Genomic DNA, 22062 nt, shown 5'->3' with positions numbered 1-22062 from the left:
TAGAAACGTTTCCTTTCATAGTACGCTCTATGCTCCGCGGGTTCAAATTAGAAGTGCGCGTATGCTTGGAGTCGGAGCGGGGCGTGCGCCCCAAAGCCATTCAGATTATGTATATGAACCCGCTAGCAAAAAAATTTGCTGAAAGTTTTTTGGCTCAAAACCGAAATCAGTGCTTGACCCCTTCCAACAAAAATGCGAGGCATACAGATACCAGTAAAATCAAGCATTAAGATTGTATAACTGAACGCTCGACTTGCCATTTTGTCTGTCAAGCACTGATTATGGCGTAGAGCCAGTTTTTTTATTGCTTCCATTTCACATGATTGGGATCATTCCGGCTTAGCCCAAAAAGAAACGCCTCTCGTATTCGAGGGCGTTAAGTCCGCAGAGATCGGATGAGGTTACACGTTGTCGTCTTTCGGTTTGCCATGGTCAACAATAATGCCGACGAGAACGAGAATGGCGCTGACTCCATTGGTGATATCGTTAATGAGATGATCGGGGATGTCGTATCCGTAGCTGCTCAAGGCAAGCTTCGCCCCGCCAAGAATACCTAGAACGAACGCTGGCTTTTTCCATTTTTCACGCATTGGTCCAACCTCCTTTTCGATGGACTCCATACATTCTTATGAATCTTCAAAAAAAAGGAGTGGACTACTGAAGAAACGGGGCATTATCCTAGTTCATGCGGTCGTCAAGCGCCGGGTCAGTCCCCAGAATAGCAGCGCAAGACCGCTTATGGCAGCGCCCAGCAGACAGACGCCGGTCCAACCGGCCCGCGCGTACATAAGCGTCGAGGCAATCGAGCCGACGGCGCTGCCGATCGAATAGAAGATCATGTACGCGCCGGCGAGACGGCTGCGGGCTTCCGGGCGCACGTTGTAAATCATGCTCTGATTGGTCACATGCACGGCTTGCACCGCGAGATCGAGGAGAACCACTCCGGCGATCAGTGCCCATAGGGAGCGTTCGGTCAGATTGATCGGCAGCCACGAAACCAGCAGCAGCGTCAGTGCGATCCCGGTGGTCCGCTGTCCCAAGCCGCGGTCTGCAAGCCGTCCCGCACGCGCTGCCGCCATCGCTCCCGCTACGCCGATGAGCCCGAACGACCCGATCGCGGTATGGGAAAGCGACAGCGGCGGCGAGCTGAGCGGCAGCACAAGTGAGGTCCACAACACGCTGAACGAGGCGAAAATAAGAAGCGCGAGGATACCGCGGATGCGCAGCACCGGCTCCTGTATGAATAAAGCGAATACGGAGCGCAGCAGCTGCGGATACGTCATCGGCGCCTTCCCGTGATCTTCACGCGGCAGTACCCGGAACAGGAGCCCGGCCATGAGCACGGTCAATCCGGCTGAGACGAAATAGACTGAACGCCAGCCTGCGAGATCGGTCAGCGTCCCGGCGACGGTTCGGGCAAGCAGAATGCCGATCACTACACCGCTCGTTACCAAGCCGACGATCCGGCCTCGCTCGGCGGGCGCAGCCAACGTCGAGGCGTAGGCCACGAGCGCCTGCGTCACTACGGCAAGCAGGCCGACTGCACCCATGCCTGCGAGCAGCACGACGGCGGTAGAGGCGGTGCCGACCACGATAAGCGCCAATACAGACAACAGCATTTGGCCGACGATTAGCTTCCGGCGGTTCACCAGATCGCCGAGCGGGACGAGCAATAGCAGTCCCAGCGCATAGCAGATCTGAGTGGCCGTGATGACAATACCTGCGGCGGCGCGGTCAATTCCAAGCTCGGTTGCCATCGCATCGAGCAGCGGCTGCGCATAGTAGACGTTGGCGACAGCAAGCCCGCAGGCGACGGCAAACAACAGCGCGACGGAACGGGACATCGCCGGTGCGGAAGGCGGGTCCCCTGCGGCTAAAGGCTCTTGCAGCACCTCCGGTTTTGCCTCGTTGTGGTCTTCAGCAAGAAACCCCGCCGTTTTTTCAAGCCTGTCCATCGTTTTTACCTCCTGACAAGTAAGAATATTTTCTACCAAAAAGTATAATATACCGATTGGTATATAATGTGCCTCGTAAATATAACTCTCGTACATGTCTGCTGTCAAGAGGCCGTTTGGTCCGGGAAGTAGGCTGAAATTCCAGCGAGACGCGTCTGCGGAACGTCGACTGAATTTGACAGTGACGGCTTCAAGGCCTAAAATCATATTATACTAATCGATATGAAATGAGGCAGATTTTATGGTACGGCCAAGAGCGTTTGATGAAGACAAGGCTTTGGATGCTGCGATGCGGCTATTTTGGGAGAAGGGGTATGAAGCGACTTCTTTAAGCGATCTCACGTCCGGAATGGGCATACAGCGCCCAAGCCTTTATTCGGCCTTCGGAGACAAGAAGGCGCTGTTCGAAGCTGCGCTGCGCAAATATACGCATGCTCACTCCTCCTACGTCCGGTCCAAGCTGCAAAACGCTGCTTCCGTCAAGGAAGCGTTCCGGTCCTATTTCGAAGGGATTGCGGCGGAAGCGGACGAGGAAGGGCCCAACAAGGGATGCTTCTGCATCAACGTCATGGTGGAGCTTGCGCCGCATGACGCCAAATTCGAGGTTCTCACCAGAGAGCATCAGATGTATCTGGCTGCCCTGTTTCAAGAAACGATCGAACGCGGGATACGGTCGGGAGAGCTGAAGCAAGTCGGCAGCGCCAAGGCGTTGGCCCACACCTTGCTCGTATCGGTCATCGGACTTACCGTGCTGATGAAATCCCGTTCCGATCGTTCGGTTGCGGACCATTTTATCGCGACGATCCTCGAATTGCTGAAGTAACTTGACCAACCAGGATTATAATGATAAAAATTACGAATAATTGACAGGGCCGAGCGGACGGAGTAAAATTTGAAAAAAGAAAGGCAACGACCTGATTTGCGAACCTAAACGGAAAGCGGTGTAGCGACTTGAAGGAAGAACGATCGGTTCCGATTCATATTTTGACCGGATTTTTGGGCAGCGGCAAGACGACGCTGCTGACCCGTGCGCTGGATTATTACAGACTGAGCGGTAAAAAGCCCGCCGTTCTGATGAACGAGCTGGGCGATGTGAATCTGGACGGAATGCTCGTCGACGAGGACGTGCCGATGACCGAAATGCTCGGCGGGTGCATCTGCTGTACGATCCGCGGCGATCTGGGCATGGAGTTGAAGCAGTTGATCGAGGAGCACCAGCCGGACGTCGTGTTCGTGGAATGCACAGGAGCGGCCAACCCGATCGAGATGCTGGACGGCGTCACCGATGCTTCGCTCCTGACGAAGGTGGAGCTGAAGTCGGTCATTACGGTTGTCGATGCGGCGCAGCTCAGCGAGCGTTCGCACAGTCCGAAGGGCAAGACGTACCGGCTCATGCAGGATCAGATCCGCTGCGCGACGCGCATTTTGCTCAACAAGGCGGACCTTGTGCCTCCGGCGGAGCTCGTGCGTCTGGATACGCTGATCCGGGAGCTGAATCCTGCTGCCCCGATTCTGCCCACCGTGCGCTGCGAGATCGAGCTGTCCTTGTTCGACAGCCTCGAGGGCGGCGTAGCGGAACGGCGCCACGCGGCTTCCGCTTGCCGCTGCGGACATGAACATGCGGAGAGCGGAGCTTGCGGAGCCGAAGGCCATGATCATGACCACGGAAGCGATGCGCATCATCACAGCCATGAGCATGTGATGGTCTACACGCATTATTTTGCACGGCCGATGGACAGTGAGCAGTTTGAAGCGCTGATCGGACGGCTCCCGCGGGAAATTTACCGGGCCAAAGGCATTTTACGGTTCACCGATACGGTTAGTCCGTTCTTGTTCCAATATGCTTATCGCGAGATGGATTTCGTGAAAATAGCGCCGAAGGAAGAGCTGCCCAGCGTGGCGGTGTTTATCGGCGAGCACTTTGACCGGTCTTTTCTGAAGGCTGAATTGGCAGCTCTGGAAGGGCGGTAACCTTGACTCCCGCTGTGGATTCAGGCATTATTAGGAGTATCTGATAGCGTATTCATAGGGAAGAGGTAGGTATGGGAAATCACGAGCATGAGGTTCAGTCGACCGTTCAAGATATTTTGAAGGCCATGTCGGCCAAAGGCTGGCGTATCACCGACCAACGGAAGAGCCTTGCCGCCTTATTCGCCGAATCGACGGGCTATTTGTCCCCCAAGGACGTTTATGATTATATGAAGCAGCCTTATCCCGGCGTCAGCTTTGATACGGTGTACCGCAACCTGCGCCTGCTGAGCGAGATGGGTGTTCTGGAACAAATTTACTTAAACGACGGACTGAAGTTCCGCTCTCGCTGCCAGTCGCACCACCATCATCATCTCATCTGCGTGAACTGTGAGAAAACAGTGCCTTTCGAGTTTTGTCCGATGAAGCAGATCGATAACCTGCCGTGCGATTTTCAAATCGTCAACCACCGGTTTGAAATTTTGGGCTACTGCTGCGACTGCGCGCAGGCGGAATCCCGCGAGGCAGGAACGGAAAAGCATTAACAAGGCCAGGCCGCCATATGGAAGGCAGTGTACCTGTGAAGGGACACTGCCTTTTGTTTGAAGAATAAAGCGCATGTGTGAAGTAAGACCCTTCGCGTCGTGCTATGAGCGGGGCAGAAGGCCTGATGGGAGCTGCCGAGGCGAAGAACTATGGAAAAGCGATATTTGAAAAAATGAATCGCAGCCGGGTCGATATAGACCTTGCGATCTTAATAGGAGTTGTAGTTGTGGGTAGGCCGCAGCTAAAGGGAGTTAAACGAGGAGCGATCAGCTCCTCTTTTTTTATGACTGAATAGTGAAAAAATCCCCAAAAATCGATTGACAGGACACTAGGCCGATGCTAATATACTGACATAACTAAGTAAATTTATCGGAATTGTTAGTTAGTCACCGGACAACCGGAACGCCATATAATGAGCTGTGGGCGATTGACCCGCCCCTCCGATCCGATAAACGGAAATTATAAGCAGAATTGATAAATGGGGAGAGAAAAGGTTATGCGCACACACACAAATCATGTGCTACGGTTGTTCGGTAAATGGTCAATATTCAGCGTACTTACGATATCGCTCGTCGGGTTGACGGCTTGCGGCGGAGCCAAACCGGATTCGGGCGGGGCCGCCCCGGCTGACGGCACGAAGCCTGCGGCTTCTGCGGCAAAGCCGATTGAGCTGCTTAACGTCTCATACGACCCGACGCGCGAGCTGTATCAAAGCTACAATAAAGCCTTTACCGCCTATTGGAAGAAGACGAAGGGACAGGACGTCACCTTCAAGCAATCGCACGGCGGCTCCGGCAAACAGGGACGTTCGGTCATCGACGGGCTGGAGGCGGATGTGGTGACGCTTGCGCTGGCCTACGACATCGACGCGATTCAACAAGCGGGATTGATTCAAGCGGATTGGCAAAAGAAGCTGAAAAACAACAGCTCCCCGTATACTTCGACCATCGTCTTCCTCGTGAAGAAAGGCAATCCGAAGGGCATCAAGGATTGGGACGATCTGATCAAGCCGGGCGTGCAAGTCATTACGCCGAACCCGAAAACGTCCGGCGGCGCCCGCTGGAACTATGTGGCCGCTTGGGGCTACGCCTACCAGAAGAACAATAAAGACGAAGGAAAGGCGAAAGAATTCGTGCAGCAGTTGTTCAAAAATGTGCCGGTGCTCGATTCCGGCGCGCGCGATGCGACAACGACCTTCGTCCAGCGCGGCATCGGCGATGTGCTGATCGCCTGGGAGAACGAAGCTTATCTGTCCATCAACGAGTTTGGCAAAGACAAATTCGAGATCGTCACGCCTTCGATCAGCGTGCTTGCCGAGCCTCCGGTCGCCGTCGTCGACAAAGTGGTCGACAAGAAAGGCAGCCGTGAAGTAGCACAGGCGTATCTGGACTACTTGTACTCGGAGGAAGGGCAGGAGATTGCGGCCAAAAACTATTACCGTCCGCGTCTGGAGTCGGTCGCGAAGAAGTACGAGAACCAGTTCTCCAAATTAAACCTGTTTACTATCGATGACGAGCCGTTCGGCGGCTGGGCGAAAACGCAAAAGACGCATTTTAGCGACGGCGGCGTATTCGACCAAATCTACAAACCGTAACAGACAGGGAGAGAATAGACGATGGCGAAAGCTTGGAAAAAGCGCAGTATTTTACCCGGATTCGGTTTATCGATGGGTTTTACTGTATTGTACTTGAGTTTAATCGTTCTCTTCCCTTTGTCGGCTATCTTCATTAAAAGCTCCGGGATGGGCTGGGAGGCTTTCTGGCATACGATTACCGATCCCCGGGTCATCGCTTCCTATAAGATCAGCTTCGGCACGGCGTTCGGCGCTGCGCTCGTGAATTCGGTCTTCGGCTTTATCGTCGCTTGGGTGCTGGTCCGGTACTCGTTTCCGGGCAAAAAAATCGTCGACGCGCTCGTCGATTTGCCCTTTGCGCTGCCGACGGCCGTCGCCGGGATTGCCCTCACGACCATCTATTCGCAGAACGGCTGGGTCGGCAAGCTGCTGGAGCCGTTGGGGATTAAAGTCGCCTTTACGCCGCTCGGTATCATGCTTGCACTGACGTTCATCGGCATTCCTTTCGTCGTCCGGACGCTTCAGCCAGTGATGGAAGAGTTGGAGAAGGAGGTCGAGGAAGCGGCGGTGAGCCTCGGCGCGAGCCGCTGGAAGACGTTCGTCCGCATCCTGTTCCCCGAGCTGCTGCCTGCGCTGCTGACCGGCTTTACGCTGGCGTTTGCCCGTGCGGTGGGGGAGTACGGTTCGGTTGTGTTCATCTCCGGCAACATGCCGATGAAGACCGAAATCGCGCCGCTCCTGATCATGACGAAGCTGGAGCAGTATGATTACGCCGGCGCGACGGCAATCGCTTTGGTCATGCTGGTCATTTCCTTCGTGACGCTGCTCGTCATCAATTTGCTGCAATGGCGGGCGAACCGCCATGTCACATCGGCATAAGCCGGGGAGGGGAGGAAGGCTATGGCCGGTTACGTAGCTACCGCGGTGAAATCGGGTTCGGCCGCCGCCGAACGTCCGCGTCACATTACCGAGCCCCGGATCGTGAAATGGGCGCTCATTACCGTCGCTTTGCTATTTTTGGGATTTTTACTCATTCTGCCTTTGGTCAGCATCTTTGTTGAAGCGTTCCGCAAAGGCTGGGAGGTGTATGCGGCTTCGCTGATCGAGCCCGATGCGGCGGACGCCATTCGCCTGACGCTGCTCGTTGCCGTCATCACGGTGCCGCTTAACCTGCTGTTCGGACTGGCGGCGGCATGGGCGATCACGAAATTCCAATTTAAAGGAAAAAACCTGCTGATCACGCTTATCGACCTGCCGTTTGCGGTGTCCCCAGTGATCTCGGGCCTGATCTTCATCCTGCTGTTCGGCGCGAAAGGCTGGTTCGGCCCGTGGCTACAGGAGAACGATCTCAAGATCATTTTCGCGCTGCCGGGCATCGTACTCGCCACAGTATTCGTCACCTTCCCGTTCGTCGCCCGGGAACTGCTGCCGCTGATGCAGGCTCAAGGGACGCTGGAGGAAGAGGCGGCCGTAACGCTAGGCGCCAAGGGGTGGCGCATCTTCTGGAAAATCACGCTGCCTAACATCAAATGGGGGCTGCTGTACGGAGTCATCCTGAGCAACGCCCGCGCCATGGGCGAATTCGGCGCGGTATCGGTCGTCTCCGGCCACATTCGCGGATCGACCAATACGATGCCGCTGCACATTCAGATTTTATACAACGAATATAATTTTGCCGGCGCGTTTGCCATGGCATCTTTGCTCGTCCTGCTTGCGGTGATCACCTTGATCGTCAAAAGTGTCATCGAGTGGAAGCACCATCAACAGCAGCTTAGCCGGGAAGGGGAGACCTGATCATGCATATCGTGGCCAAACATTTGACGAAAAGCTTCGGCAGCTTTCAGGCGACCAAAGACGTCAGCTTCGAGATTGAAAAAGGGAAGCTGATCGGTCTGCTCGGACCGAGCGGTGGCGGGAAAACGACAATCCTTCGTATGCTCGCCGGATTGGAGGAGCCGGATTCGGGCGACATCCTCTTTCACGGGCAAAAGGTCAACTCGCTTCCGCCGCAAGCGCGCGGCATCGGCTTCGTGTTCCAGAGCTACGCGCTGTTCCGCCACATGAGCGTGTTCGACAATATTGCCTTCGGGCTGACGGTTCAGAAGCGCAGCAAGGCCCAGATCAAGCAGCGCGTGCAGGAGCTGATCGAGCTTACCGGCTTGGGAGGGCTTGAGAAGCGGCTGCCGCACCAGCTTTCCGGCGGACAGCGGCAGCGTGTCGCCTTTGCCCGCGCCATCGCGCCCGAGCCGCAACTGCTGCTGCTGGATGAGCCGTTTGCGGCCATCGACGCCAAGGTACGCAAAGAGCTGCGCACCTGGCTGAAGGAGATGATCGACCGTGTCGGCATTACCACCATCTTCGTCACGCACGACCAAGAGGAAGCCGTCGAGGTGGCCGATCAGATCATGATCATCAACCAAGGCCGGCTGGAGCAGCAGGGCACGCCGATTGAAATTTACAAGCAGCCGGAAACGCCGTTTGTGGCGAATTTCATCGGCGAATCGAATCAGATTGGAGACGCCACGACGCTCAAAGGTTTCCCGGCTGCCGGGGCGATCGAAGGCGCAAAAGCGATTATTCGCCCCGAGTTTATCGAGGTCGGCTTGCCCGGCGAGCTGCCTTATCCGTCCGCAGCCGAGCAGGGCGTCGTCAAGAACGTCTACTTCCGCGGAACGAATTGGCAGATCGAAGTGACGCTCGGCAGCGAGAAGCTGTTCGCTTATCGCTCTTTGGAGCTGCCGCAGCTTCATGCCGGAGACCGGGTGAGCGTGTTGATTCACCGTTTGTACCTGTTCAACGAAGACGAACATCTCACGTTGGAAAACACGCTGAAATCCGACCCGATGCCGGTGCACATTTAATTGAATGAGGTCGCAGAAAGGGGGAGTCGATGATGGAACATCATATTACGATACGAAGCGAACCATACGAGTTGGCGGCAAACCTCCATTATCCGCTGGCGGAAGAGGAGGGCGGAAAGGGCTGCGGGTCGGGCCGTTATCCGATCATCATCATATGCCACGGGTTCGTCGGCACGCGAATCGGCGTCGACCGCTTGTTCGTCTTGGCGGCGCGGGAATTTGCCCGTCACGGCTATATGGTGCTCCGATTCGACTACGGCGGCTGCGGCGAGAGCACGGGCGATTACGGCGCCGGGGGCTTGAACGCGTTGATCGACCAGACGCGCACCGTCCTCGATTACGCGCTCGATATCGACTGCGTCGACCCGCAGCGGGTCGTGCTGCTCGGACACAGCCTCGGCGGAGCCGTCGCCATCCTGACCGCCGCCCGGGACAAACGGGTGAAATCACTCGTACTCTGGTCGGCCGTCGCGTATCCGTTTAACGACATCGTGAACATCACCGGGAAGAAGACGTACGAGACGGCCGTTCAATGCGGCTCGGCGGATCATCTCGGTTATGCGCTGCAGCCGGTCTTTTTCGAATCGTTGTCGCAGCACCAGCCGTTTGAGCAGCTTCGCAAATTTAACGGCGACGTCCTGCTCGTCCACGGTACGGCAGATGACGTGATTCCCGTCGATTACTGCTTTCTGTACCAGAAGCTGTTCTGGCTGCGCAGTCAGGGGCAGTGTGAGAAAGAAATTATTTTCCAGGCGAATCATACGTATTCGGGCAGTCTGGCCAAAGAGCAGTTGTTGACCAAAACAAGGGATTGGCTGCTGTATATCGACAAACGCAAAAACGAGTGGTACGATTGGACGATTTAACGGGAGAGCGAATTTTTTTAACATACAAAACCAACTTAACACATAGGAATATAAAACTTTAGATGTCGGAGGGATTAGGATGACTAAGCCGCTCGATGTGGATGAACTTTGGACGAAACGCATCCTTCAAAGTGTCAACGGACTCGAATACGGTACGGTGCAGATCGTCGTGCATGACGGACGAATCGTGCAAATCGAACGTACGGAACGCAAACGTTTTGAATCGGATTCGGCATCCCAGCGCCATCTGCCTGAACAAAAACAACATAAGCGCACCCCCTGATGCGAACTGGTCCACCGAACCGCTGGAGACCTCCCGAACTGCATGGCACATTGCCGCGCGTTCGCCGGAGGTCTCTTTCTTTTTTTTCGCTTCAAAATGAATAAAAGGAGTGTACGAACATGGCTAAACTCGTTATCCAATCGATTGAATCCGGCCAGGGCGCCGTCGTATGAGACGTAAGCTGGGGGAGAGGCCGTTCTCGCTGGCTTTGCTGGCGGTGCTGCTATGGCGTTCCGGCGCTGAGCCCGGACTATTCGTTCATCATTTAAGGAAAAAACAAGGAGTGAATGCGAATGCTTACCCATAGCTCTGTATCCGGGCAGTTCGATGAGGCTGACGTGCTTCAGCTTCCCGATCACCGGTTCGTAACGCATTGCTTTGAACGCTATGGCCTCAATCGGGGCATTTACAATACGATTGACGAGTGTCTGTACCGTTTCGGCGTGCGAGACATCGTCCAGCGCCGCCAGGCCGTCCTAGCCTTTCTGGCCTCGCTGCAGCCGCCGGACCGGACGAAAGGAACGTATTTGAAATTCGGCAAGGGCGGCTTGACCAAGCAACTGTTCGATTTTATGACGAAGCCCAAGCTCGTTGGATAAGCGTTATCCCTGCGCCCCCGGCCGTTGAGCAAGACTCAACGGCTTTTTGCCGTTGCAACCTCCACTTGCGCGGGCTTAATCGCGAACAGCGCAACGAGGACCCCGGCGAGTACGGTAGACCGCTGCCAGATCCCAAGTTTTTTTCGCTTTCAAGCCTGTCGAACCACCTTTCCGGGAGAGAGGGTTAGGTCTTTGGAATGAAAAAAGCCTCCGGCGGTCCGGTCGACATGTAAATGTTATTTTATTACATATTTCAGAGTTTTATTCCATATTTTATTGATCACTGGAACGTATGTGTCATTGTAAAAGCGAGAGGTCTATTATATAATGTACTGGTTAATGAGAAAGGAGATTTGACCAGTGACTAAAAACAAAGCCATTATCTTCATGCTCCTCTGCTTTACGCTGATCGTATCCGCATGTGGTACGAAGCCTGCAGCTACGACCGCCGACAAACCGGCGACTGGGGGAGATAAGGCAGCAACAACTTCAGCGTCCAAGGACTCCAAGCTTGAGCAAATTAAAAAAGCGGGCAAAATCGTATTAGGCACGAGCGCCGACTATCCGCCGTATGAGTTCCACAAGGAAATCAACAAGAAGGATGCAATCATCGGCTTCGATATCGAGATCGCCAAAGAGATTGCCAAAGACCTCGGCGTTACGCTGGAAATCAAAGATATGAAACTAGATGGTCTGCTCGCCGCTTTGGATTCCGGTAACGTTGACTTCGTTATTGCCGGCATGACACCGACGGAAGATCGCAAGAAAAACGTGGATTTCACCAACATCTACTACACGGCTATCCAACGTGTGGCCGTCCGCGCGGAGGACAAGGATAAATACAAGTCCATCGCCGATCTGAAAGGCAAAAAAGTCGCCGGCCAAAAGGGAGCGACGCAAGAAAAAATCATTAAAGAACAAATGCCGGGCTCCGAGCTGAAGGCACTTCCCAAAATTGCCGATTTGATGCTGGAGCTGAAAAACAAGAAAGTCGAAGCTCTCGTCGTTGAGCAGCCGGTAGCCGAAGCTTTCTTGAGCAAAAACAAAGATTTGATGCTTGCGGACATTAAGCTGAGTACGGAAGACAGCGGGTCGGCAATTGCCTTGAAAAAAGGCAACCCTGAGCTCGTGGAAGCGATGAACAAAACGTTGGACCGCCTGATGAGCGCCAAGTCCATCGATAAAATGGTAGCCGAAGCGAACGAGCAAGTCGATACGCAATAAGCAAGAGGACGGAACCATCCGTTCCTTACAGCATACCGAACAAAAACCTGAGCGGAATTCTCCGGCGGGTTTTTGTTCAGTTATACACTTATTTGACAGGAAGGGGGAAGCGAATGGATTTTTCATTTTTATCCAAGTATTACATGTTTTTTATCGACGGAGCGAAGATGACGCTCATTTTGACCATCTTCACCGTCATTTTCGGAGTGCTGCTCGGCATGGTCATTGCCCTGATGCGCATGTCCCGCATTTGGCTGCTTAAAGCGTTCGCGGTTTCGTATATCGAATTCATCCGCGGGACGCCGATGCTGGTGCAGCTGTACATTTTTTATTACGGGCTTCCGAAGCTGGGTATTCACTTTCCCGAGGTGCCGGGACTCGGTTCATCGTTTCCCGATATGATGGCGGCGATCATCGCACTGTCCATCAACAGCGCTGCGTATGTGGCGGAGACGTTCCGCGCGGGCATTCAGTCGATCGACAAGGGACAAATGGAAGCGGCCCGCTCTCTCGGGATGCCGCACGCGATGGCCATGCGCTTTATCATTTTGCCGCAGGCGCTGCGCAACATTCTCCCGGCGCTTGGCAACGAATTCATTGTGGTGATCAAGGAAACGTCCATCGTCTCCGTCATCGGGATCGGCGAGCTGATGTACAAAGCCGACACGGTGCGGGGCAATACGTTCCAGCCGTTCGAGCCGCTCATCCTGGCGGCAATCATCTACTTCATCATGACGTTTACGCTGACCAAGCTGCTCGGCGTCGCGGAAAGGAGGATGAAGTCCTCTGATTAAAGTAACCGGTTTACAGAAGTCGTTCGGGTCCAACCTTGTGTTGAACGGAATCGATATTGAGATCGCGAAAGGCGAGGTCGTCGTCGTCATCGGACCGAGCGGCTCGGGCAAAAGCACGTTTCTGCGCTGCTTGAACCTCCTGGAGGAGCCGACGGGGGGAGACATCGAATTCGACGGCATGTCGCTGCTGCGCGGCAAGCACGATATCAACCAACTGCGGCAGCGGATGGGCATGGTGTTCCAGCAGTTTAACCTGTTCCCGCATATGACCGTCCAGGAAAACATCACGCTGGCGCCCCAGAAGCTGAAAAGCGTCAGCAAGCCGGAGGCCGACAAGATCGCGCAGCAGCTTCTGCGGCGCATTGGTCTAGCGGACAAGTCGTCCAGCTACCCGTCGCAGCTGTCCGGTGGACAGAAGCAGCGGATCGCTATTGCTAGGGCGCTCGCCATGTCGCCGGCCGTCATGCTGTTCGACGAGCCGACCTCGGCGCTCGATCCGGAGATGGTTGGCGAGGTGCTGGACGTCATGAAGGAGCTGGCAGCCGAAGGCATGACGATGGTCGTCGTCACGCATGAGATGGGCTTTGCCCGGGAAGTCGGCAAGCGTCTCATCTTCATGGACGGCGGAAAAATCGTCGAGCAGGGCAATCCGGACGACATCTTTTCGAACCCGCAGCATCCGCGGACGAAAGAATTTTTGGCCAAGGTGCTCTAAAAAAAGTAAGCCGCGAACATCCGGTTCGAAACCGGGTCGCGGCTTTTTGGCGTTTATTCGGCAGCGCTCACGCTGCGTTCGAATTCGTCGCGGATCGACTGCAGCAGGGCAGGGTCAGCCACTACATCGTAGGCGGTGAACGCCAACGCTTTGGCGCCGAGCAGCATGCCTTCGAAGGCTCGGGGCTGCATGGCCAGATCGCGGAATTCCTTCGTATGCAGCAAATGCTTTTCGTCAACGACCTTGACGTACGGGTGAACCGCCGGGCAATGCCGAGATACGTTCCCAAGATCGAGCGAGCCATGGTCCTTGCCGTATTCGATCTCGTCTTCCGGGATGCCCAGACCGGCGAGATTGCGGGTAAACGTGTCCGACAAATGAGTATTCGTAATCAGTTCGTCATAGGAGTACTCGTAATTAGACCATTTCATCGTACAACCAGTTTGCAGAGCGGCGCCTTCCGCGCAGCGGATCACCTTTTGCACGGTTTCGTTCGTGTAGGGGCGGCTGGCGGATCGGATATAAAATTGCGCAGCCGCGTAATCCGGAATAATGTTCGGGGCTTTACCGCCCTCAGTGATGATACCGTGAATCCGTGCATGGCTGTGGAGCTGCTGCCTCAGTGCGCCGATCGATTGGAACAGAAGCAGCACCGCATCCAGCGCGTTGACGCCTTCATGCGGGCTTGCCGCGGCATGAGCCGCCTTGCCGAAAAACTCGAACTCCAGCGCATCCATAGCCAGCGAGCTGCCCGATTTCTCGTACGTGTAGTACGGGTGGGCCATCAAGGCGAAGTCGACGTCGTCGAACAGACCGGCGGCCGCCATATCGACCTTCGCGCCTTTCGTTTCCTCTGCCGGAGTACCGTATACCCGAATCGTTCCGCCGAGTTGGTCGATAACGGCTTTCAATCCGACGGCTGCCGCAAGGCTCATGACGCCGATCAAATGATGTCCGCATGCATGTCCCAGCTCCGGCAGCGCATCGTACTCGCACAGGAAGGCGATAGTCGGTCCTGGCTTGCTTGCGGCGTACGTCCCCAGAAACGCCGTAGGCAGCCCGGCGTAAGGGGCTTGCACCGTAAAGCCATGCTCTTTCAACGCTTCGATCAGGCGCGCCGACGCCTTCCATTCCTCGTGGCCCAGCTCGGGGTTCTCGCCGATAAACCGGGAAATGTCCGTGAACGATGGGGCATGCAGGTCGATGGTCGAGGCAATTTGTTGTTTCATATTCATTCTCCTTTACTTCTTTGTAACTTGAACTTATTATAACGAAAAAAGCGGAGCAAACAAAGAAAGACCCCGCTGCAAGGGCTTGCAGAAACGGGGTCCGGGTGTCGTTTCATAATTTAGGTTCGGTTATTGCATGTTGCGGCGCTTGTCGATGATTTGCTCTTCGAGCTGCTTTTTAATTTTTTGCATCGCATCGACTTCCAGTTTATGATTTTGCCAGAATCGAACGCCGGTCAATGCCAAAGCCTCGTTTATGGTCAGCTCGACGGAAATTTTTTGCTCCTGCGGCTCGCGTACTTCGTAACTCATGGTGCATCGCTCCTTCTCATTAGGATTTGAGAGTGCATCAATAAGCTGTATTTAGCAGGGGACTTGAGTGTATATTTTCGGAAAAAGCCTTGATCTTCCTTGGTTTCAATATAACATATCATGTAACATATTGCAAGGGCAGGGCACAAAAAAGAGGCCCGTCCGGCCTCGGTTATTTTATCCGTTCCTGCATCCGAAGACGTTGGATGGACAAGACAAGACGATCTATTTTTTGACTGAGCTCTACTACCCGGGGATCGACAAAACTTCCTTTTTCCTCCACAAGCAAGCGAAGCTGCATCTGCATTCGCTCCAAATGTCGTCTCAATTCCGCTTCTTCCATTTTTCAGACCCCATCCTAACGATGTGAAAATAGTAAGTCCACTATTAGTCTATTATAATTCAATCCAGTTGTAAAATATGTAAATCGTTGTCGAGTCTATTCTTAAATTTTTTTTAAGGAAACCGTCGGACCGTATAATCCCCTTCGGGAAGAGGTATATTACGGTCGACGGGAGGTGAGCCGAACATGGACAGCGCCAAGGCGAATACGAAAAACAATCCGAATTTCAAGGAGAACAAATTTACGGAAGAAGAGGCGGTCATGCATGCGGGTAAGGTGGCGGACCGCCCTCCGAATTTGAATGAAATCCCGAAGGAAACGAATCCGCAGTAAATACAAAAACGGTAAAACCCCGGAGAGCGGGCAGTTTTACCGTTTTTCCGTGTCTGCTAAGCCTCGGCGTCGTTATTGTGCCCGATAGCCAGATTGGCGATTTTATCGTTCATTTCGTCCGGGATGCGGGTTTTGAAATAGCCGACGACCGCTTCGACCGTTTTGTCCGCCTGCCCTTCGGTAATGCCCGCTTGCTCGGAGACGAGCTTGACCAATTGGTGCTTCACGCGTTGTTCCTCCTCTTCAGGATCTACGGGATAAGCATCTAATAGGATGTGCTCCTTTATGGTTTTTATGTGGCAGAACATGTTATATTTATACCAAGACACAACAAGCCTGCTATTGCTTTGGCTCGAACAAAGGAGACATCGGACGGATGATCATCGTACGCAATCTAACCAAATCGTTCCCATCCGGGCAGCGGGTACTCGACCGCATCAGCTTTCAGGCGGACGAAGGGGAACTGGTGGCGCTGCTCGGCGCAAGCGGGAGCGGCAAAACGACCTTTTTCCGGTGCTTGATGCTGAAGGAAAAATGGAACGACGGCCAGTATATTTACGACGGTAAGGATATTTCGGGCACCGGCGCCTGGGAGAAGTTCCGACTGAACAAGCAGTGGGCCTATTTGGAGGAAAAGCCGAGCTTGAATTTGAAAAAGACGGCTTTGAAAAATGTGCTCAGCGCGCTGCTGTTTAAAAAATCGTGGTGGCGCTTTCTAACGAATTCCGTTTCGGAAGACGACCACATGGAAGCGATGGATTACCTCGATAAAGTGGGACTGCTCGACAAAGCGCACGAGCCGGTGGAGAAGCTGAGCGGCGGGGAGAAGCAGCGCGTCGCAATCTGCAAGGCGCTGATCAAGGGAGCCAAGGTGATATTCGCGGACGAGCCGGTGTCCGGCTTGGACCCGGAGGCGGCGAGCCTCGTCATGCAAGATTTCAAGTCCATCTGTCAGAAGCATAAGCTTCTCGTGTTTTGCAGTCTTCATCAGGTGGAGCTTGCCGAAAAATTCGGGTCGCGCATTTGGGGACTGTCCGACGGGAAGCTTGTGGTGGATATTGCGGGCCGGCGGTTGACGCAGCGGGAGAAGGAACTTATTTTTTAATGGAATCGTTACATATAAAAAAAGGTCGACCTTGACATTAATGTCCGGGCCGATCTTTCTTTAGTTAACCGCAGGATTGCAAGCGGCGATGCGATTTGCAATGAATCCGCCGTGCAAACGGCCGGTTTCGATAAACACCTCGTTGGCGTTCGCGCCCGAAGCGATGACACCGGCGACGAACAGCCCGGGAACCGTCGTTTCCATCGTAGCCGGATCGTACTGGGGAATCCCGTCTGCTTCCGACACGACGGCTCCGGCTCCCGCTAACAGACTGCGGTCCGGGCGGAAGCCGGTCAGCGCCAAGACGAAGTCATTATCGAATTCCTCTTCGCGTCCTTCGCGAGATACGGTGACGGACGTTTCCGTGATGCGGACGACCCGGGATTGAAACAGCATCCGAATGCGGCCCTTGTTGACCATGCTTTCGAAGATCGGCTTAACCCACGGCTTAATGACCGGCGAGTAGGTTTCGCCCCGGTAAACGACGGTCACCTCGGCGCCTGCCCGCAGCAACTCCATTGCGGCATCGATCGCGGAGTTGCTTCCGCCGATGATCGCGACCTTCGTGCCGGTATACGGATGGGCTTCGCAGAAGTAATGCGCCACCTTGCTTAATTCCTCTCCCGGGATGCCGAGCATATTCGGCTGCGAGAAATAGCCGGTCGCGACAATGACATAACGCGCGGCTATCGTAGAAGCTGCGCCGAAACGATTCTGTACCGTCAGCTCGAAGGTTCCCCCCGGCTGTACCGCCAAATGGGTTGCCGTATGGTAGGGACGAATGCGCACGCCGCTGCGGGCCGCTACATTCCGGTAATAATTCAAAGCTTCCAGCCGATAAGGCTTATCGTTAGGCGTCGAGAACGGGTATCCGCCGATCTCAAGCAGCTCCGGCGTGCTGAAAAACTGCATATACGTCGGATATAAGTATATCGAATGCACGACGCACTCTTTTTCGATAATAAGAGGATCGATGCCGATCTTCTGCAGCTCCAGGGCCGCGGACAAGCCGCAAGGGCCAGCCCCGATAATGACGACTTCTTCCATTGGAATGCTTCACCCGCTTTTTCAAATGTATGGATAGAGAGAGAATCCTGTTGATTCTCTACCCATAGTACCTTATCGGGCCGACGGATGCCATCGCTTTGTTTCCCCGGGAGCCCCTAGGCTGTGCGCCGGACTTTTAATCGACCTACCTGAACCCCGAACCGTTGACAAAAACTGGCCTGCTGCCCTAGGATAAGCTTGAACGCTGCGATACGGCGGCGCAAGACTAGCCCCTTGGAGGTACGGACATGTTAAAAGGCATTCCTTCGATTCTTTCTCCCGAATTGTTAAAAATTATGATGGAAATGGGACACGGCGATGAACTGGTGCTGGCCGACGGCAATTTTCCGGCGGCGAGCCATGCGCAGCGTCTGGTGCGCTGTGACGGACATGACATTCCCCAACTGCTCGACGGAATATTAACCTTTTTTCCATTGGATACGTATGCGGAGCATTCGGTCGCCTTGATGGCCGTCGTTCCCGGCGATCCGGTGAAGCCAGTCATCTGGGACGAATATCGCGCGATTGTCAAGAAGCACGCGCCGGAATTCGCCGAGCCCGCATTTGTGGAGCGGTTCGCGTTCTATGAGCGCGCCAAACAAGCGTATGCCGTCGTTGCGACGGGCGAAGGGGCGCAGTATGCGAACATCGTGCTCAAAAAAGGCGTCGTCAAGCCGTAACGCCAATCATAATCCTTCCCTGAATCTCATAGATTAAGACTACGAATCTATGACTATGATTTCAGATGAAATGGGGATGTGCCGATGATAGCCGTTCTGAGAAACCGTCTGGCCCGCGGAAACGAACGTCAGCTTCAGCTTTTGCTTGCGGGATTTTTGCTTGGCAATTTAATTGCCGTCATTTTGTCTGCCTATTGGACAACCCCCCGGGAAAAGCCGGTTCCCGTCCATTATACCTACACCACGTTTGCGGCGGCGAACGGAGTGAAGCTGCATGCGATGCGGACGGCTCCCGACAATATCGAGCTGAAGCACATCGTGACCAACGTGACCGCGACGCCGGATTACGGGATTAACGGAGGCTTTTTCTGGAACGGCGACCTGCTCAGCATCGCCGTTGTCAACGGCAAGCCGCTGAAGGGCGAATCCCACGACTACGGCTCCGGCTGGTACAACATCGATTATCCGAAAGGGACGCTTGTCTGGGACGAAGTGACGCGGTCGTTCTCCGTCCAGGTGGCGCAGGAGGCAGGGGAGCTGCGAATGACCGATCCGAACCGCTACTGGGCGCAAGGCGGGGTCAGCATGTCTCTCGGGGCGGAGGAGCGCTGGATCGAGCAGGCGAAGAAGGAGGACATGCCGGCGTTTGACGAGCCGAGGCTGCGCTCGGGAGCCGTATTCGACCGGCAGCAGAACCTGTGGCTTCTCGTGTCGGACAAGCCGTGCACCGTCGAGCAATTCCGCCGGGCGGTGCTTGAGACGACTGCGCCGGGACAACTGGTCGACGGCATTTTTCTGGACGGCGACGGCTCCTCGCAGATGCAGAACGGACAAGTCCGGCTTAAGGGAGATTCCCGGGAGGTCTATCAGATGCTAGCGCTCAAGTCGAAGTAAAGAAGGCCGTGGGAATGACGATTCCTGCGGCCTTGATTTTTATTTTCAAAATAAGGAAAATGGAGGAAAAAAAGCGAAACTTTTACGCGTATGATGCGTATTACGTCATGAGTGCATAACCCTAGACGGTCAGGAGGGAAGGACATGCTTGGAGTGTATTGGGGGCTGTTGATTACCGGCGTCTTATTCGCCTTGGTGACGGTGCTGCTCGGCGACTTGCTCAGCAACGCGCTGGACGGAATGTTCGATTTCATGTCCGGCGACGTGCTTCACTGGCTGCAGCCGATGGTGCTCTTCACTGCGATTACGGTGCTTGGCGGGGCCGGGGTGCTGCTGACGGGCTATACTTCTTTGGTAGCGGGGGCGGTCTTTGTCCTATCCCTGCTGGCTGCCGCTGCATCTGCCGTTCTGATTTATTTTGTCTACGTAAAGCCGATGGAGAAAACCGAAAATTCGGTCGCATTCTCGATGCAGGATTTGGTCGGCCGCATCGGCGAAGTGACCGTGCCGATTCCCGCGCGGGGCAGCGGCGAGGTTGTGATGCGGATCGGCGGCGGTGTGACGAATCAAATTGCGGAAAGCTTCGACGGGACGGAGATTGCGGCAGGTCTTAAGGTTGTGACGGTGGAAGTGAAGGACGGCGCACTGCTTGTGTCTTGTCTGGACTCCAATCATTAATTACTTATCGAAGGAGCGGTGCAGATGGATGGAATAAGTGATGCCTTGTTGGTTCCCGTGATTGTCGTTGCCGTCATCGTAGTGTTGGGCCTGGCATTCTGGGCGCGGTACAAAACGGTCAGCCCGGACGAAGCGATGATCGTGACCGGTTCGTTTCTCGGCAGCAGAAACGTCCTGACGGACGACAACGGACGCAAAATCAAAATCGTGCGCGGCGGCGGTTCGTTCATTCTTCCCGTATTCCAACGGGCCGAGTTTTTGTCACTGCTGTCGCATAAGCTCGATGTCTCGACTCCCGAAGTGTATACGGAGCAAGGGGTGCCGGTGCTTGCCGACGGCGTGGCGATCATTAAGATCGGCGGGGCCGTCGAGGATATCGCTACGGCTGCGGAGCAGTTTATGGGCAAGCCTACGGAAGCGCTTAAAGGAGAGGCGCAGGAAGTATTGGAAGGCCATTTGCGGGCCATTCTCGGCTCGATGACGGTGGAGGAAGTATACCGGAACCGGGACCGCTTTGCGCAGGAGGTCCAGGGCGTCGCAGCCAAGGATTTGAAAAAAATGGGGCTGCAGATCGTTTCCTTCACGATCAAGGATGTACGCGACAAGCAGGGCTACCTGGATGCGCTTGGTAAGCCGCGGATCGCCGCGGTGAAGCGCGATGCGGAAATCGCCGAAGCGGAAGCGCTCCGCGATGCGCGGATTCAGAAGGCGCGCGCCGAGGAGGAAGGGCAAAAGGCCGAGCTGCTGCGGGACACGAATATCGCCGAGGCTTCGAAGGAGAAGGAACTGAAGGTAGCTGCCTTCAAGAAGGATCAGGATATGGCCCGTGCGGAAGCGGATCAGGCCTACCACGTGCAGGAGGCGCGTTCGAAGCAAAGCGTCGTCGAGGAGCAAATGCGCGTGGAGCTCGTGCGGAAGGAGCGCGAAATCGACCTCGAAGCGAAGGAGATTTTACGCCGCGAGAAGCAGTATGACGCCGAGGTGAAGAAGAAGGCGGACGCCGACCGGTATGCGGTCGTTCAGGCGGCGGAAGCGGAGAAGGCGAAGCAGATCACGCAAGCGGACGCCATGCAATACCGCATCGAAGCGGAGGCGAGAGCGCAGGCGGAGCAGAAGCGGCTGGAAGGTCTGGCGATCGCGGATGCCGAGCGGGCCAAAGGGACGGCGGAGGCGGAGGTGATCCGGCTGCGCGGCTTGGCCGAAGCGGAAGCGAAGCAGAAGCTCGCGGAGGCGTTCGAAAAGTTCGGCGAAGCGGCTGTCCTCGATATCATCGTCAAGATGCTCCCGGAGCTGGCGGGCAAGGTAGCCGAGCCGATCAAGTCGATCGACAAGCTTACGGTTGTCGATACCGGTCACGGCGAAGGCGCGGCGCGGATTAGCAACTATGTGACACAGTTGATGGCGACGGCGCCGGAAATGCTGAAGAGCGTCAGCGGACTGGACCTGGAGAAGCTGGTGAAAGGCTTGACGAATCGCACGAGTCAACAGAATTCCGTGGCGAATCAACCGGCTCTAGTCCCGGCCCCTCCCGTCGATTCGAATGCAAAGCCGGAAGCGTAAGGCATATTTCTTTTCGAAAAAAATAAATGAGATTAATTATGGCTCAACCTCAAAATCAGTGCTTGACTGCTAGCCCAACATCCGGTGGCGGTTACATTCGATGAGAATGCCTGCTTTATAGCGACTGCGATTTCGTGTGAAGTAATGGCGGCGCTGAAAAGCTTTTATACGATTGTGTCGACCTTCTACTGTTGCGTTTGTCCAGCAGCAATGATGGTAGTTCACGATCTCCACTTTCCAATTGCACATCGTCTTGAGGGCGCTTCGGACCGCGGTGTGGTCGATTCGATCACCTTGCTCACACCAACGTTCCTCTTCGTCCTCTATAAAATCCCAGTCTGGCAATGGCCAAGTTCGGCGAGCAGTCATACCATGTCGTGAATGCTTCTTTCCACTCCCACACGCTTCGAAGCAGAGGGGAGTAGTTCAGCAGCGATTCCAACCGTTTTTTACTTTCTTCACCTAGCGACTCTGCAGTGCTCGTCGACGAAGTTTTC

The 22062-nt window shown here is 54.9% G+C and carries 28 protein-coding genes and 1 pseudogene; 21 read left to right on the top strand and 8 right to left on the bottom strand.

Annotated features, from left to right (window positions below):
• Positions 1-401: 401 nt before the first annotated feature.
• The gene (locus BLO51_RS16380) at positions 402-590 is read right to left on the bottom strand and encodes a hypothetical protein (RefSeq protein ID WP_090673602.1); all 189 of its coding nucleotides are present in this window, start codon (positions 588-590) and stop codon (positions 402-404) included.
• 93 nt (positions 591-683) lie between these two features.
• Entirely contained in the window at positions 684-1955 is a 1272-nt protein-coding gene (locus BLO51_RS16375; RefSeq protein ID WP_090673600.1) for an MFS transporter, read from the bottom strand.
• Positions 1956-2196: 241 nt separating this feature from the next.
• Here BLO51_RS16375 and BLO51_RS16370 point away from each other — a divergent pair, with 241 nt between their 5' ends.
• The 15 genes from BLO51_RS16370 (at position 2197) to BLO51_RS16310 (ending at position 13384) form a co-directional block, all read left to right on the top strand.
• Complete coding sequence (locus BLO51_RS16370) at positions 2197-2778, top strand: TetR/AcrR family transcriptional regulator (protein ID WP_090673598.1); 582 nt, start codon at positions 2197-2199, stop codon at positions 2776-2778.
• 128 nt (positions 2779-2906) lie between these two features.
• The gene (locus tag BLO51_RS16365) at positions 2907-3926 is read left to right on the top strand and encodes a CobW family GTP-binding protein (RefSeq protein ID WP_090673596.1); all 1020 of its coding nucleotides are present in this window, start codon (positions 2907-2909) and stop codon (positions 3924-3926) included.
• Between the two features lie 71 nt (positions 3927-3997).
• A complete protein-coding gene (locus BLO51_RS16360) occupies positions 3998-4468 on the top strand; it encodes a Fur family transcriptional regulator (protein WP_090673594.1) in 471 nt (156 codons plus the stop codon).
• A 104-nt stretch (positions 4469-4572) separates the two neighbouring features.
• Positions 4573-4764: a hypothetical protein gene (locus tag BLO51_RS29820; RefSeq protein ID WP_217266748.1), complete on the top strand. Its 192-nt coding sequence runs from the start codon at positions 4573-4575 to the stop codon at positions 4762-4764.
• A gap of 201 nt (positions 4765-4965) precedes the next feature.
• Positions 4966-6063 carry a sulfate ABC transporter substrate-binding protein gene (locus BLO51_RS16355; protein WP_090673592.1) on the top strand — a complete coding sequence of 366 codons (1098 nt, stop codon included), beginning with the start codon at positions 4966-4968 and terminating at the stop codon, positions 6061-6063.
• Between the two features lie 21 nt (positions 6064-6084).
• Positions 6085-6921, top strand: a complete 837-nt coding sequence (gene cysT, locus BLO51_RS16350; RefSeq protein ID WP_090673590.1) for a sulfate ABC transporter permease subunit CysT — start codon at positions 6085-6087, stop codon at positions 6919-6921.
• Between the two features lie 21 nt (positions 6922-6942).
• Positions 6943-7836, top strand: coding sequence for a sulfate ABC transporter permease subunit CysW (gene cysW / locus BLO51_RS16345; protein WP_090673589.1), 894 nt, complete (start codon positions 6943-6945; stop codon positions 7834-7836).
• A 2-nt stretch (positions 7837-7838) separates the two neighbouring features.
• Positions 7839-8903 (top strand): sulfate/molybdate ABC transporter ATP-binding protein, encoded by a 1065-nt coding sequence (locus BLO51_RS16340; RefSeq protein ID WP_090673587.1) that lies wholly within the window; start codon positions 7839-7841, stop codon positions 8901-8903.
• Positions 8904-8935: 32 nt separating this feature from the next.
• On the top strand, positions 8936-9769 hold the full coding sequence (locus tag BLO51_RS16335) for an alpha/beta hydrolase family protein (protein ID WP_090673586.1): 834 nt from the start codon (positions 8936-8938) through the stop codon (positions 9767-9769).
• A gap of 79 nt (positions 9770-9848) precedes the next feature.
• A complete protein-coding gene (locus BLO51_RS16330; protein WP_090673584.1) occupies positions 9849-10052 on the top strand; it encodes a YezD family protein in 204 nt (67 codons plus the stop codon).
• Positions 10053-10221: 169 nt separating this feature from the next.
• Entirely contained in the window at positions 10222-10359 is a 138-nt protein-coding gene (locus BLO51_RS29280) for a hypothetical protein (RefSeq protein ID WP_167670237.1), read from the top strand.
• Positions 10346-10651 (top strand): RNA-binding protein, encoded by a 306-nt coding sequence (locus BLO51_RS16325; protein WP_090673582.1) that lies wholly within the window; start codon positions 10346-10348, stop codon positions 10649-10651. Before BLO51_RS29280 ends, BLO51_RS16325 begins: the two co-directional genes overlap by 14 nt.
• Positions 10652-11011: 360 nt before the next feature.
• Entirely contained in the window at positions 11012-11875 is an 864-nt protein-coding gene (locus BLO51_RS16320) for a transporter substrate-binding domain-containing protein (RefSeq protein ID WP_090673580.1), read from the top strand.
• A gap of 113 nt (positions 11876-11988) precedes the next feature.
• Complete coding sequence (locus BLO51_RS16315) at positions 11989-12669, top strand: amino acid ABC transporter permease (protein ID WP_090673578.1); 681 nt, start codon at positions 11989-11991, stop codon at positions 12667-12669.
• Entirely contained in the window at positions 12662-13384 is a 723-nt protein-coding gene (locus BLO51_RS16310; RefSeq protein WP_090673576.1) for an amino acid ABC transporter ATP-binding protein, read from the top strand. Before BLO51_RS16315 ends, BLO51_RS16310 begins: the two co-directional genes overlap by 8 nt.
• A gap of 53 nt (positions 13385-13437) precedes the next feature.
• On the opposite strand, the gene BLO51_RS16305 is transcribed toward BLO51_RS16310, so the two are convergent.
• The 3 genes from BLO51_RS16305 to BLO51_RS16295 all read right to left on the bottom strand — a co-directional run bounded on the left by BLO51_RS16305 (position 13438) and on the right by BLO51_RS16295 (position 15268).
• On the bottom strand, positions 13438-14613 hold the full coding sequence (locus BLO51_RS16305) for a M20 family metallopeptidase (RefSeq protein WP_090673574.1): 1176 nt from the start codon (positions 14611-14613) through the stop codon (positions 13438-13440).
• A 129-nt stretch (positions 14614-14742) separates the two neighbouring features.
• Entirely contained in the window at positions 14743-14925 is a 183-nt protein-coding gene (locus BLO51_RS16300) for a hypothetical protein (protein ID WP_090673572.1), read from the bottom strand.
• Positions 14926-15097: 172 nt separating this feature from the next.
• The gene (locus BLO51_RS16295; protein WP_090673571.1) at positions 15098-15268 is read right to left on the bottom strand and encodes a Spo0E family sporulation regulatory protein-aspartic acid phosphatase; all 171 of its coding nucleotides are present in this window, start codon (positions 15266-15268) and stop codon (positions 15098-15100) included.
• 186 nt (positions 15269-15454) lie between these two features.
• Between BLO51_RS16295 and BLO51_RS29275 the strand changes: the two genes are divergently transcribed.
• Complete coding sequence (locus BLO51_RS29275) at positions 15455-15601, top strand: hypothetical protein (RefSeq protein ID WP_010495361.1); 147 nt, start codon at positions 15455-15457, stop codon at positions 15599-15601.
• Positions 15602-15657: 56 nt separating this feature from the next.
• On the opposite strand, the gene BLO51_RS29270 is transcribed toward BLO51_RS29275, so the two are convergent.
• On the bottom strand, positions 15658-15828 hold the full coding sequence (locus tag BLO51_RS29270) for a hypothetical protein (protein ID WP_167670236.1): 171 nt from the start codon (positions 15826-15828) through the stop codon (positions 15658-15660).
• Positions 15829-15977: 149 nt separating this feature from the next.
• Between BLO51_RS29270 and BLO51_RS16290 the strand changes: the two genes are divergently transcribed.
• Positions 15978-16706 (top strand): phosphonate ABC transporter ATP-binding protein, encoded by a 729-nt coding sequence (locus tag BLO51_RS16290; protein ID WP_090673569.1) that lies wholly within the window; start codon positions 15978-15980, stop codon positions 16704-16706.
• A 60-nt stretch (positions 16707-16766) separates the two neighbouring features.
• On the opposite strand, the gene BLO51_RS16285 is transcribed toward BLO51_RS16290, so the two are convergent.
• On the bottom strand, positions 16767-17753 hold the full coding sequence (locus tag BLO51_RS16285; RefSeq protein WP_090673568.1) for a YpdA family putative bacillithiol disulfide reductase: 987 nt from the start codon (positions 17751-17753) through the stop codon (positions 16767-16769).
• Positions 17754-18001: 248 nt separating this feature from the next.
• Between BLO51_RS16285 and fucU the strand changes: the two genes are divergently transcribed.
• The 4 genes from fucU (at position 18002) to BLO51_RS16265 (ending at position 21565) form a co-directional block, all read left to right on the top strand.
• Positions 18002-18433, top strand: coding sequence for an L-fucose mutarotase (gene fucU / locus BLO51_RS16280; RefSeq protein WP_090673566.1), 432 nt, complete (start codon positions 18002-18004; stop codon positions 18431-18433).
• Between the two features lie 84 nt (positions 18434-18517).
• Positions 18518-19327: a hypothetical protein gene (locus BLO51_RS16275; protein WP_090673564.1), complete on the top strand. Its 810-nt coding sequence runs from the start codon at positions 18518-18520 to the stop codon at positions 19325-19327.
• A gap of 144 nt (positions 19328-19471) precedes the next feature.
• Positions 19472-20005, top strand: a complete 534-nt coding sequence (locus BLO51_RS16270) for an NfeD family membrane protein (protein ID WP_090673563.1) — start codon at positions 19472-19474, stop codon at positions 20003-20005.
• Between the two features lie 24 nt (positions 20006-20029).
• Positions 20030-21565 (top strand): flotillin lipid rafts scaffold protein FloT, encoded by a 1536-nt coding sequence (locus BLO51_RS16265; RefSeq protein WP_090673561.1) that lies wholly within the window; start codon positions 20030-20032, stop codon positions 21563-21565.
• Between the two features lie 69 nt (positions 21566-21634).
• Here BLO51_RS16265 and BLO51_RS30385 read toward each other — a convergent pair.
• Positions 21635-22043, bottom strand: a pseudogene (locus tag BLO51_RS30385) (ISL3 family transposase); the annotation flags it as partial.
• Between the last annotated feature and the right edge of the window lie 19 nt (positions 22044-22062).

It is taken from the genome of Paenibacillus tianmuensis, from assembly GCF_900100345.1.
GTDB lineage: Bacteria > Bacillota > Bacilli > Paenibacillales > NBRC-103111 > Paenibacillus_G > Paenibacillus_G tianmuensis.
The sequence above is the reverse complement of the archived record's forward strand: the minus strand, read 5'-3'. Positions and strand labels throughout refer to the sequence as shown.